Consider the following 12062-nt stretch of genomic DNA (forward strand, 5'->3'; position numbering starts at 1 on the left):
TCTTTAGGAATCCAAGGCTGCAATATGCCTCAGGCGAGCCAGTCGAGGGTCAAAATCAGCCGTCGCTCCCCGGTTTTCAATGCCGGTGAACGATGGATCAAACCCGCCCCCTGATTGCCCTGCCACTTTTCGCCTTTAAGCAGCGCGACGTCTCCCGCGCTCATCTGCTGAATGAACGTCCTGTCGGGGCCCTCAGCCTGATCATTGCCTAAATGCTGACGGTCCATCACGCCTTCTTCTACCCACTCGCTGCCCGGCCCGGCATAAGTCGTCACCAGTCGTGCGGGCACATGGTCCACATGAAAGCGCGGACACATGGCTTTATCCAGGGCTCTGAGGCGCAGTCCAACGCGCTTGGCCCCAAGCAGGCACGCGTAGGCACTGACTAGCCAGCAAACATCTGCCATGAAGGCCGTATAGCCTTCCAGGTCGCAGAATCGCTGCGCCAGCCCTTGCAGATTGGGCGGCGTATTTTCATCGGGTAATTCGAAGCTCAAGGCTTGCGACAGGGGCTCATCAAGTGACAACAACAGCGCACAGAAGTCTGCGATATGGACCGGCAGGGCGCGTTGCCACACGGCCATGTTTACGCCTTCCTCGTGGATACGCGTCAATACCTGCGGGGCTTTCCCCTGTGCATGTTGAATAAGGCGTGCGTCAGCCTTCATCACGCGGCCACCTCGCTGTACCAGTCGCCAAACGGGTCGCTTAGCTGTAGCCAGGCTTCAGGGCCCATTGCGACTTCAGCATCGGTCAGCAAGCAGGCATCTAGTTCGACGGTGAGTGCGTTGAAGTCGATGTGCTGACCGATAAACACCAATTCCTGACGACAATCTGCTGTCTCAGGAAGCCATTTTTTAAAGATTTCGGCGCGAGTTTCTGCATCTTCAGGCCATTGATCCTGGGGTACAAAACGCCACCAGCGGCCCGCGTATCCATACCGCATCAAGCCCCCTGCCTGAGACCAGCTACCGGCCTCCTGGTACTTGCTCGCCAGCCAGAAAAAACCTTTGGAGCGCAGCAATTTACCGTTGGTCCAGGGCCGGTCGATAACGTTAAAAAAACGCTCAGGGTGAAAAGGCCGAACCGCACGATAGACCGTCGAAGCGATGCCGTACTCCTGGGTTTCAGGCACATGTTCCCCGCGCATTTCCTTCAACCAGCCCGGCGACTGGGCAGCACGCTCAAAGTCGAAGCGGCGGGTATCGAGGATTTTTTTCAGCGCAATTTCTCCCATCACCATTGGAAGAATTTCGGCTTCTGCGTTCAGTCGCTGAAGAATGGCCTTTAGTTCTTCACGTTCGGCCCGGCTGATGAGATCCATCTTGCTGATCAAAATGACGTCTGCAAATTCGACCTGTTCGATCAGCAAATCGGTGATTGAGCGCTCGTCGTCTTCTCCCAGGGTTTCACCGCGAGACGCCAACTGCTCGGCGGCCTGAAAATCGCGCAGAAAGTTAAGCCCATCCACGACCGTCACCATGGTATCCAGACGTGCGATATCCGCCAGGCTTTGACCCGCGTCATCTCGAAAGGTGAATGTTTCAGCGACAGGCAAAGGCTCAGAGATGCCGGTGGATTCGATCAATAAATAATCAAAGCGGCCTTCCTTGGCCAATTTGCTGACCTCCTCTAAAAGGTCTTCGCGCAAGGTGCAGCAGATACACCCATTGCTCAGTTCCACCAATTTTTCTTCCGCACGGTTCAGGGTGACATCGCGCTGAACCTCAGCTCCATCGATATTTATCTCACTCATATCATTGACGATGACGGCCACGCGCAGATCGTCACGATTGCGCAAGATGTGATTCAACAGGGTGCTTTTGCCTGCACCGAGAAAACCTGACAGCACTGTTACGGGAAGACGTTTGGGCATGGTGATTCCTCATCAGGGTGAGCAGGTCAAAACGCCCGCTTGTGAGAGCGACCGACGCAAGCGACGCAATTGATACACTATAACAATACAAAGCCATATTTGTTACTGTGTAACACAAACACATTCCCGTAATGGAAAACACACATGACCTCTCTCACCCTGCCTGACATTGCCTCACAAACTGCGCTTCACGACATTCCCTTGGATTGGGTCGGCATGTGCGGCATTGCGCTGCCAGTTGTGATTAATGGGCAACGCTTAGCAGCGACAGCCGATGCGGGAGTCAGCCTCGATGATGGCGAAGCGCGCGGAATTCACATGTCACGCTTATTTTTAGCGCTCGAAGTTTTAGATTCGCAGGCCGTGAACCCCGCACTTTTGAAGAAAATTATGCAGCGTTTTTTAGACTCGCATGACGATTTGTCCACGTGCGCCTACCTGAATCTCAACACTCAAATGCTCTTGAAGCGGCCGGCATTGATCAGCCCATTGAGTGGTTGGAAGAGTTATCCCGTGGAAATAAAAGCATCCCTGGAAAACGGAATGTTCCACGTGGAACTAAATGTTGAAGTGGAATATTCATCAACGTGCCCCTGCTCAGCAGCCTTGGCACGACAACTCATCCAGCAGAAATTTGTCGATGACTACGCAAATAAAACACTTCAGCACGCCGAGGTTTTAGCGTGGCTCGGCAGTACGCGAGGGATTGTAGCGACCCCCCATAGCCAGAGAAGTACAGCTCACTTGCAAATGCACATCCGCGAAGACGGAGACAATTTCCCTATTGAGCACGTCATTGATAAGGCCGAAAAGGCACTGGGCACCACCGTACAAACCGCTGTGAAACGCGAGGACGAGCAAGCCTTCGCGTTAGCCAATGGACAGAACTTGATGTTTTGCGAGGATGCAGTGCGTCGGTTGCATGTGGCACTGAAGTCCACATCATCGGTGAAAGGTTTCAATCTGAAGGTGGTGCATGCAGAGAGTTTGCACAGCCATGATGCTGTCGCGAAGAGTCGTTGGAATTGGCGTAGATAAGCATTGCAGAGTTAACCGCGCGCTGACGGTGCAGCGCGCGGCATATCGCTTTAGGCGCGAGGTTTTACGGTTCCACAATCAGCACCCAACCAGACAGCCTGGGAATCCAGGCTCCCCGTTTGCTTAAGGCCTGTGGCATTGAAGGTGCCCGTGACATGGGTCGTGAATTCACGATCACTGGCAAATGTCGCCACACCTGCCCCCTGAGCTTTTGGACAACTAAAGCGAAACTTCCACTGATTTCCACTACGCTCAGTGATCTGCTGCTGACATCCCGACTGGGGATCAGTCAGGGGGATGGAATCGGATTTCACCTGTTCAGGGGTCAGGCATACCCGAACACCTTTACCGCCCATGTTGATGCCTTGCTTCTCCAGTTGAGCCAATTGCTCAGGGGTCAGCATGGTTTTGAGTTGACCCATCATCATTTGAAAATCGGGGAGTTGATTACCGTCCACCTGCATATTGCTCGACGTCAGCTCCCACAGACCGGGTTGCAACATTTGGGCTTGAGCCACAGGGATCGATAAACCAAAGGCCATGACAAGCCCAAGCAAACGAACATTCATCAAGCAGCTCCTATTGATAAGTCAGCGTTAGACGTCACAAAACAGCGGGTGTTGCATCAGCAAACAATTAGGGACATTCATACCAGAACGTGGTCTTTTACGTACTTGGCGTTAAACATTGAGGAGCAAGGATACGCATGGATTATCTCGGCCCGCACGTTTTCGGTTATCTGATTTTATTGATCCACACCCTGGGTTTGATTGCCGCGGTGCATGCGGTATTAACCGTGAGAACCGCTCAAGGTGCAATTGCCTGGGCCATGTCGTTGTTCTTCATCCCCTACTTCACCCTGATTCCTTATTTGATTTTTGGGCGCAGTACGTTCGACGATTACATCAAAGCGCGTCGACAGGCCAACCAGGAAATGCGTGAGGCCATTGCCAATCTGGACTGGAGACCTTGGGTAGAAGAAGCGCTGGCGGCACGTAATTCAAAAGCGTATACCTCGCTGCGCGCAATGCCGAAGTTAGGCCGCATGCCTTGCCTGGCCAACAATCAGGTTCGGTTACTCATCAATGGAGCCGCCACCTTCGATGCCATTTTTGCCGCCATTGAAGCGGCCAAAGAGGTGGTGCTGGTACAGTTTTTTATCGTCCATGACGATGACCTGGGTAAGAAACTGCACGCCTTGTTGCTGAAAAAAGCCGCCCAAGGCGTACAGGTGTATTTGCTATACGACAGCATCGGCAGCCACTCCTTGCCCGGAAGTTATGCTGAAACCCTGGGAGCTGGCGGTGTTCAGGCAAAGGCTTTCGCGACACGCGGGGGCTGGATCAGTCGCTTCCAGGTCAACTTCCGCAACCACCGTAAAGTCGTCGTGGTCGATGGGGTTAAAGGGTTCGTCGGCGGGCATAACGTCGGGGATGAATACTTGGGCGCCAAGCCTCCCTTGTCCCCATGGCGCGATACCCACGTGGAAGTGAGTGGCCCCGTGGTGGCCTGCTTGCAAGAGTCATTTGCAGAAGACTGGTTCTGGGCGGCCCGTAAGTTGCCGCCCCTCATCTTGCCTCAGACCTACCCGGAGGGTGGCGTGCTGTGTCAGTTTTTGGCCAGTGGCCCTGCCGACTCATACGAAACCTGCTCGTTGTTTTTCGTCGAAGCCATCCATGCTGCTAACGAACGCGTATGGATTACGACGCCCTACTTCGTACCCGACGAGGCTGTATTTTCGGCTCTTAGACTCGCCGTGTTGCGCGGGGTAGATGTACGGATTCTGATTCCCTCGCGCCCGGATCACAAAATTGTGTACGCCGCTTCAAGTCTGTATGCCTTCGAAGCGGTCCGGGCCGGGGTAAAAATATTCCGTTATCAGCCAGGGTTCGTTCATCAAAAGGTCGTGTTGGTCGACAACGAAATCAGCGCCATCGGCAGCGCCAATATGGATAACCGTTCGTTCCGGCTTAACTTTGAAGTGATGTTATTGACGGTCGATGAATCCTTTGCCCGAGAAGTCGAACACATGCTGCATGACGACTTCGCACTGGCTCGGGAAATCACCGAAGACGACATCAAAAGCACCCACCATTTACAGCAACTGGGGATGCGCATTGCGCGCCTGGTTTCGCCCGTTCTATAAATAAAAACCGTGTCACTCAGTGGCACGGTTTTCATCAAATCTCAGGGCCAAGCATCGCTCAGCGATAGATATCTGCACGTGTTGGGGGTAATTCAATTGAGCCATCCGCATGGGGTTTGGTGGCCAGAATCTGATGAATGTTTATCCAGCCACGGGTAAAGGCATAAGCGCAACCTGCCAGATAAAGCCGCCAAATACGCAAAATCTGTTCGGGGACTTCGTTGGCCGCGGCATCAAGGTTCTGCTCCAGGCGCTGACTCCAATGCTCCAGCGTACGCGCGTAATGCAGGCGTAAACTTTCGACATCGACCACTTCCAGCCCGGCTTCACTGATCTCGGCACTCATCATCGACAGGTGCGGCAACTCCCCGTTGGGAAACACATAGCGCTCGATGAACTCGCCCGCCCCGCGTCCCACCTGACGACCGTCGGTGTGCTTGGCGGTAATACCGTGGTTCATCACCAAGCCGCCTTCACGCACGGCATTAAACAAAATCTGGCAGTACTCTCGCAGGTTGGCGTGCCCGACGTGTTCAAACATGCCCACGCTCACAATCTTGTCGAAACGTCCGTCCTGAGGCAGATCCCGATAATCCAACAGTTGCAGGTCGACCTTATCTTGTAGGCCTTGCGCCTTAACGCGCTCTTTAGCCAAGGCAAGTTGTTCCTTGCTCAAGGTAATACCGAACACTTTGACCCCGAACTCCCGGGCGGCGAAGCGCGCAAGCCCGCCCCAACCACATCCAACGTCCAGCAGGTATTCGCCCGGCTTAAGTCGCAACTTACGGCACAGGTGACGAAATTTTGCCTGTTGCGCCTCCTCCAGACTTTCTTCGCCCGTCTCGAAATACCCACAGGAGTAAACCATGTCGCGATCCAGCCAGAGCTGATAAAACGCGTTGGACACATCGTAATGGTAGGAAATCGACTCGGCATCTGTCGCCTTGTCGTGGTGCTGGCGCGGGGGCGTGGCGTCATCGTCCTCAACCAATAGCGCCTGGCTGAGCTCATCGCACACCCGGATGACTTCACTGATAGAACCTTCAGCCAGCTCCAGGCGCCCTTCTACAAAAGCGCTGCCTAGCAAGTCGAGCGTGGGGTGGGTGATTTCTGAAACGATGGTTGGATCCTTAACCACGATCGTGACACTGGGCGTTGGGCCCAAGTCGAATTCGAGACCATCCCATAGCTTCAGGCGAAGTGGAATTTTGAGATTCTGTAAAGCTGGTGGCAGTTGCGCAAGCATCAGTAGTCCTCCCTCATTTCAGACGTCAAAAAATAAGGGTAGTCGATTAACTGAAACTGTCAGGCTCACGGGCCAGAAGGTTTGATCTAGAGCGGATGAAACCTTTTTTAAGTTTCACCGCCCCAGACGTTGAATCATTCAAAACGAAGCGCAAACCGGATAGTCACGCCTTGCAGTATCAGGGGTGAGCGATTAACTGTTTGGCCAACGCTTCGAACGCAGGAATGGTCACCGGGTCATTGGCCGAATTACTGGCAATGGGGTTTGAGGCGAAACGCACAATCACCATCTCAGCTTTAGGGTCGATGTAGATGCGCTGCCCATATACGCCGCGAGCCATGTAGGCACCGTCGGCGTTATGCGTCACCCACCACATGTTGCGGTAGCTGCCACCTTTAAGTTGGTCGTAGCCTGCCTTGGCAAAGGCTGCTTTATCCCCACCCGCCCGAATATCATCCACCACCGCTTTGGGGACAATTTGTTGCCCCAAATATTGACCATCGTTGCGCATTAACTCGCCGAACCTCGCCATGTCTCGCAGCCCGGCATTGAAGCCGCCACCGGCAAACGGTGTACCGATGGAGTCCACCGTAAAGTAGGCATCTTGCTCGGCCCCCAGACGTTGCCAGATTTTCTCCGACAGCAACTGCGCCACATTGCGCCCCGTTACCCGGGCAATGACCCAACCCAGGACATCCGAGTTCACGGTCTTGTACCCAAAGGCTTTGCCATGTTCGCCCAGAGGTTGAACCGTTTGCAGGTATTCCATGTAGGTTTGAGGTCCGGTGTAGCCTGCCGGCTTGGGCAGCGGGTTACCGGCCATTGCGTGCTGCCAGACTTCCGCCTTGGGGTCGGCGTAGTCTTCACTGAATTTAAGCGCGGTGGTCATGTCGAGTACCTGACGCAGCGTGGCCGTGGCAAACGCTGAGTTGGCCAGTTCAGGCACGTAATCGACAATTTTTTTATTGGCATCCAATGTGCCATCCGCCACCAACATCGCTCCCATTGTCCCGACCACCGATTTGGTCACCGACATGGCGGCGTGCTCACCTTCAGGGTTCAACACACCAAAATACCGTTCGTACACCACCTTGCCGCGATGCAACACAACAATGCCGTCGGTGTAGTTGGCCGCCAGTGATTGCTCCCAAGTCATGGGTTCTGTGCTGCCAGTCGGGATAAACGTCAGTTGATCGATGTCGGTGCGCAACGCACGTGCTAACGGTACTGGAGCGCCCAAACCACGGGATACGTTAGTGGTCGGCATCAATTGGCGGAAGTTGGAGACGCTCCAGCGCATGGCCGGAAACTTGAAATAACTGCCATCAGCGAAGCGAATGATACGGTCAGGCGGTGGCGGAGCCCCCACCATCCAGCCCATTTTTGCAGGATCGCTGGCAGCCGCATCCGGATAAGGGGTATCGGCGGCACTGGCGACAGAGGCGGCCAGCGTTGAAAGACAAAAGAGACTGATGCGCGCGGGTCTGGATAAACGCTTGAACATGAAGAGGCCTCTGCAGAGGAACAAAACAATGGCCAAGTGCTGAAACGAATGTTCCTTGTCCGATTCATGGCCGCACACCACCTTGCGCGAAAAGGGGTGAGTTTGCATAGCCTGAACAGAGGTTAATCAACGGCTGACGCGTTTTTTATAGCAGCGTGGACAGACGGCCGCTTTCCACCCTGTTAAGTCTCCTGACGTGAAGCACCAACAAAACCGGGGCATGATTGCTCACGTTCTTAGATCGATTCGGCATTACTCACGATATGTCTTAACATAGCCGGTTGCCGAAAGAACCAGCATGGTCATCGCCATGACAGGCTTTCATCCTTTACAAATACGTGTGGTGAAGATGAACAAGCCTTTCATTTCGCTGTGCCCTGAAGTAACTCGGGCGCACGCGCTGACGTTGATGGATTGGTTGGAAGATGAACGTGTCACCTGCTACCTGAGCGATTCGCGTGATGTCTCACGCACCCTCGAACACGCGATCGACCGGACTCAATTGCCGATCCTGACCCACCTGTTCAACCGGGGCGGCCGATTTTTTATGGCCTATGACCGGTATGACGACCCGGTGGGCTTTGTCCGATTAATCAAGACCGGCTCTGAGTGCGAGATCGTTCTGGCCATTGGAGACAGCGAAAAATGGGGCCGAAACCTCGGCGCCCGCACGATCCGCGAGGGCATGAAAATGGCCTTCCTCGACATGCGAGCCAAGAAGCTCATCGCCAAGATTCATCCGGATAACGCGCGTTCACTCAAAGCCTTTCTGCGCAGCGGCTTTAAGCTTGAGAGCGAAACGCCGACCTTGAAGTCGTTCTCCATGACAGCGGGACGTTATCTTAAGTTATTGCGCGAAGGGGCCGTTGACGACGCCACCCGGATCTACATCACTGAAATCGACAAGGCCAGGCTCGAGAGTCTAATCGCGCTGGAACAAGGCCCAGTTGTTGTGGAACTCGAACATGAGTTAGAGCGCGCGGTTGTCGTCAACCCGCAGCAGGTGGCGAGCAATGTCGTCACGATGAACTCCAGGGCCTTGCTGCAGCTGGATGGCGAAGAGATGGAAGTGGCCTTGGTCTACCCTGAAGACGCGGACAGCGACGCAGGCAAATATTCCGTGTCATCCGACATCGGCGCCGCGATTCTGGGTTATCAAGAGGGGGACGCCATCAACTGGCGAATTTCAGATCGCACGCGCCGCATTGAGATCAGGAAAGTGCTGTACCAGCCGGAGGCTGCGGGCGACTTCCACCTTTAATGGCGTTGTTCACTGAGTGTTTGTCTATCCGTTGCGAGGATCCCCCGAAGAACGGGGGTCACGCTTTACGGGCCTGAGCGGCCCGTTGGGAAAGGCAGGAGGCGGCAAGGCAGACCTGCCGACTCCTGCGACAATTTTAATTGTCTAATACCAACGACTTTTATCGTCGGGGCACTTATTCAACAGTGACGGATTTCGCCAAGTTGCGCGGCTGGTCGACGTCCGTTCCTTTGAGCACAGCGACGTAGTACGACAACAATTGCAACGGGATGGTGTAGAGGATGGGCGCCAGTACGTCATGGATGTGCGGCATGTTAATCACATGCGTGCCTTCCCCATTAGTCATGGCCGCTTGTTCATCCGCGAAAACAATCAACTCGCCACCGCGTGCACGTACTTCCTGCAAGTTGGATTTCAACTTTTCCAGCAATTCGTTATTCGGCGCGACGGTCACTACCGGCATGTCGTTATCCACCAGCGCGAGCGGTCCATGTTTCAACTCACCGGCCGGATAGGCTTCTGCGTGGATATACGAAATTTCCTTCAGCTTGAGTGCACCTTCCATCGCCACCGGGAACTGAGCACCGCGACCCAGGAACAGGGTGTGATGTTTGTCAGCGAACAACTCCGCGACTTTTTCGACGGTCGCATCCATCGCCAGTGCTTCTCCCAGTCGGGCAGGCAAGCGACGCAGTTCTTCTACCAGTTGGGCTTCAACCCCCTCCTCCAACGTACCGCGTACTTGCCCCAACGACAGCGTCAGTAGCAACAGCCCCACCAGTTGGGTGGTGAAGGCTTTGGTGGAAGCCACACCAATTTCTCGACCCGCCTGGGTCAGCAGCGTCAGGTCAGACTCACGTACTAGCGAGCTGATGCCAACGTTACAAATGGCCAGACTGCCCAGGAAGCCCAGCTCTTTAGCGTTGCGCAAAGCGGCCAACGTGTCAGCGGTCTCGCCCGATTGCGAGATTGAAACGAACAAGGTGTCTGGCTGGACCACCACTTTGCGATAACGGAATTCACTGGCCACTTCGACCTGGCAAGGAATGCCTGCCAAAGACTCCAGCCAGTAACGCGCAACCATGCCAGCGTGGTAGCTGGTGCCACAGGCGACGATCTGAACATTGCGGACCTTGGCAAACAGTTCGGCCGCGTGTGGACCAAAAGCCTGGACCAAGACGTGGTCTTGACCCAAGCGGTTTTCCAACGTGCGTTGAACGACCGAAGGCTGCTCGTGAATTTCCTTGAGCATGTAGTGACGAAACTCACCTTTGTCGGCTGCTTCGGCGCCGTCGCTGTACTGCACGGTTTCACGCTGAACGCTGTGGCCATTCACATCCCAGATCTGAACGCTGTCGCGGCGGATCTCAGCGATGTCGCCTTCTTCCAGGTACATGAACCGGTCAGTGACCTGGCGCAGGGCCAGTTGATCAGAGGCCAGGAAGTTTTCCCCCAGACCCAGGCCAATCACCAGTGGGCTGCCGCTGCGAGCAGCAACCAGACGGTCCGGTTGTTTGGCACTGATAACTGCCAAACCATAAGCCCCGTGCAACTCTTTGACGGTCGCTTTGAGGGCCGCCGTCAGGTCGTTGTTATCTTTGAGCTTATGGTTAAGCAGGTGTGCGATGACTTCAGTGTCAGTGTCCGAGGTAAATACGTAGCCCAGTCCCTTGAGTTGTTCGCGCAGGGCTTCATGGTTTTCGATGATGCCGTTGTGCACGACTGCCAGATCGGAGCCCGAAAAGTGCGGATGCGCATTGCGCTCGCAGGGAGCGCCGTGTGTAGCCCAGCGGGTGTGAGCGATACCTAGACGCCCCACCAACGGTTCGCCGGCCAGCGCTTGTTCAAGCTCTGCCACTTTGCCGTTGCGACGCATGCGCTCCAGCGTGCCGTTGTTCGTGAAAACAGCGACACCGGCACTGTCATACCCGCGGTATTCAAGACGCTTCAGGCCTTCGAGCAGAATGGCCGTGATATTACGTTCAGCGACTGCGCCAACAATTCCACACATAACGTTCTCCTAACTAAGTGCCGCGCATAACAAGGTTATGCCTCGGGCCTGAATCTGTTCGCGCGCTTCTTGAGGCAAGCGATCATCAGTAATAAGGGTATGGACGCTGCTCCAGGGCAGTTCCAGATTGGGTATTTTGCGACCGATTTTGTCGGCCTCCACCATCACGATCACTTCGCGCGCGACGTCTGCCATGACCCGGCTCAGCCCCAACAATTCGTTGAACGTGGTGGTGCCGCGCTGCAAGTCGATGCCGTCAGCGCCAATGAACAATTGATCAAAGTCGTACGATCGCAGCACCTGTTCGGCCACCTGGCCCTGAAAAGATTCCGAATGCGGGTCCCAGGTTCCACCTGTCATGAGCAACACCGGCTCGTGTTCCAGTTCACTCAAGGCATTGGCGACATGAAGTGAATTGGTCATGACCACCAGGCCCGGCTGCAACCCGAGTTGAGGAATCATGGCAGCCGTGGTGCTGCCACTGTCGATGATGATGCGCGCATGTTCTTTGAGCAGATTGACGGCCGCCCGGGCAATGGCTTGCTTATACAGTGACACCGGTTGCGTCGGGTCTATCACTAACTCTTGCGGCAAGGTGATAGCCCCGCCGTAACGGCGCAAAAGCAGCCCATTACTTTCGAGGGCGGCTAAATCCTTGCGAATCGTAACCTCTGAAGTTTCGAAGCGTTTGGCCAGCTCATCCACACTGACTTCGCCTTGCTCATTGAGCAGGCCAAGGATGTTGTGTCTACGCTGTGGAGTATTGCGCTTTGACATAAACGCCTTAAGTTTCGTTTCGAAAGATAACGAAAGCAATGAGACCTGATCTCGAATTCGACGTCAACGGAATTTTTGAGGTTTTTGCTGTGCATAACTCTTCAAATCCTGATAACCAGAGGTGATTCAGGATCGATCGGTATGAATAAAAAAAGCCCTTATCCACAGCCAGAGGATAAGGGCTTTTATAACTCATTGATTAT

General features: G+C 54.5%; 10 protein-coding genes. 3 read left to right on the forward strand and 7 right to left on the reverse strand.

The window, feature by feature from the left end; all coding sequences use genetic code 11:
* Positions 1-29: 29 nt before the first annotated feature.
* Together IF654_RS22670 and zigA are read right to left on the reverse strand one after the other, a co-directional pair.
* The gene (locus IF654_RS22670; RefSeq protein ID WP_047283335.1) at positions 30-668 is read right to left on the reverse strand and encodes a DUF1826 domain-containing protein; all 639 of its coding nucleotides are present in this window, start codon (positions 666-668) and stop codon (positions 30-32) included.
* Positions 668-1876, reverse strand: a complete 1209-nt coding sequence (zigA, locus tag IF654_RS22675; RefSeq protein ID WP_047283334.1) for a zinc metallochaperone GTPase ZigA — start codon at positions 1874-1876, stop codon at positions 668-670. Before zigA ends, IF654_RS22670 begins: the two co-directional genes overlap by 1 nt.
* A gap of 144 nt (positions 1877-2020) precedes the next feature.
* Here zigA and folE2 point away from each other — a divergent pair, with 144 nt between their 5' ends.
* Positions 2021-2914: a GTP cyclohydrolase FolE2 gene (folE2, locus tag IF654_RS22680; protein ID WP_194862852.1), complete on the forward strand. Its 894-nt coding sequence runs from the start codon at positions 2021-2023 to the stop codon at positions 2912-2914.
* Between the two features lie 50 nt (positions 2915-2964).
* Here folE2 and IF654_RS22685 read toward each other — a convergent pair whose 3' ends face one another.
* The gene (locus IF654_RS22685; RefSeq protein WP_047279719.1) at positions 2965-3483 is read right to left on the reverse strand and encodes a DUF3617 domain-containing protein; all 519 of its coding nucleotides are present in this window, start codon (positions 3481-3483) and stop codon (positions 2965-2967) included.
* Between the two features lie 137 nt (positions 3484-3620).
* On the opposite strand from IF654_RS22685, the gene cls reads away from it, so the two are divergent.
* Positions 3621-5060, forward strand: coding sequence for a cardiolipin synthase (gene cls / locus IF654_RS22690; RefSeq protein WP_047283332.1), 1440 nt, complete (start codon positions 3621-3623; stop codon positions 5058-5060).
* Between the two features lie 58 nt (positions 5061-5118).
* On the opposite strand, the gene cfaB is transcribed toward cls, so the two are convergent.
* On the reverse strand, positions 5119-6306 hold the full coding sequence (gene cfaB, locus IF654_RS22695; RefSeq protein WP_047279024.1) for a C17 cyclopropane fatty acid synthase CfaB: 1188 nt from the start codon (positions 6304-6306) through the stop codon (positions 5119-5121).
* 178 nt (positions 6307-6484) lie between these two features.
* Positions 6485-7810 (reverse strand): serine hydrolase domain-containing protein, encoded by a 1326-nt coding sequence (locus tag IF654_RS22700; RefSeq protein WP_047283360.1) that lies wholly within the window; start codon positions 7808-7810, stop codon positions 6485-6487.
* 298 nt (positions 7811-8108) lie between these two features.
* Between IF654_RS22700 and IF654_RS22705 the strand changes: the two genes are divergently transcribed.
* The gene (locus IF654_RS22705; RefSeq protein ID WP_047279022.1) at positions 8109-9071 is read left to right on the forward strand and encodes a bifunctional GNAT family N-acetyltransferase/nucleoside diphosphate kinase regulator; all 963 of its coding nucleotides are present in this window, start codon (positions 8109-8111) and stop codon (positions 9069-9071) included.
* 175 nt (positions 9072-9246) lie between these two features.
* Here the strand turns inward: IF654_RS22705 and glmS are convergent, their stop codons facing one another.
* On the reverse strand, positions 9247-11082 hold the full coding sequence (gene glmS / locus IF654_RS22710) for a glutamine--fructose-6-phosphate transaminase (isomerizing) (protein ID WP_047279020.1): 1836 nt from the start codon (positions 11080-11082) through the stop codon (positions 9247-9249).
* A 9-nt stretch (positions 11083-11091) separates the two neighbouring features.
* Complete coding sequence (locus IF654_RS22715) at positions 11092-11859, reverse strand: DeoR/GlpR family DNA-binding transcription regulator (RefSeq protein ID WP_047279019.1); 768 nt, start codon at positions 11857-11859, stop codon at positions 11092-11094.
* Positions 11860-12062: the final 203 nt, after the last annotated feature.

Source organism: Pseudomonas lundensis (assembly GCF_015377145.2).
GTDB classification, from domain to species: Bacteria; Pseudomonadota; Gammaproteobacteria; order Pseudomonadales; family Pseudomonadaceae; genus Aquipseudomonas; species Aquipseudomonas lundensis.

What these genes read in the sequence shown, in the direction of transcription:
- IF654_RS22705 (WP_047279022.1), top strand. Translation starts at nt 8,109, where the DNA reads ATGGTCATCGCCATGACAGGCTTTCATCCTTTACAAATACGTGTGGTG.
- cls (WP_047283332.1), top strand. Translation starts at nt 3,621, where the DNA reads ATGGATTATCTCGGCCCGCACGTTTTCGGTTATCTGATTTTATTGATC.
- cfaB (WP_047279024.1), bottom strand. Translation starts at nt 6,306, where the DNA reads ATGCTTGCGCAACTGCCACCAGCTTTACAGAATCTCAAAATTCCACTT.
- glmS (WP_047279020.1), bottom strand. Translation starts at nt 11,082, where the DNA reads ATGTGTGGAATTGTTGGCGCAGTCGCTGAACGTAATATCACGGCCATT.
- IF654_RS22700 (WP_047283360.1), bottom strand. Translation starts at nt 7,810, where the DNA reads ATGTTCAAGCGTTTATCCAGACCCGCGCGCATCAGTCTCTTTTGTCTT.
- zigA (WP_047283334.1), bottom strand. Translation starts at nt 1,876, where the DNA reads ATGCCCAAACGTCTTCCCGTAACAGTGCTGTCAGGTTTTCTCGGTGCA.
- folE2 (WP_194862852.1), top strand. Translation starts at nt 2,021, where the DNA reads ATGACCTCTCTCACCCTGCCTGACATTGCCTCACAAACTGCGCTTCAC.
- IF654_RS22685 (WP_047279719.1), bottom strand. Translation starts at nt 3,483, where the DNA reads ATGAATGTTCGTTTGCTTGGGCTTGTCATGGCCTTTGGTTTATCGATC.
- IF654_RS22715 (WP_047279019.1), bottom strand. Translation starts at nt 11,859, where the DNA reads ATGTCAAAGCGCAATACTCCACAGCGTAGACACAACATCCTTGGCCTG.
- IF654_RS22670 (WP_047283335.1), bottom strand. Translation starts at nt 668, where the DNA reads ATGAAGGCTGACGCACGCCTTATTCAACATGCACAGGGGAAAGCCCCG.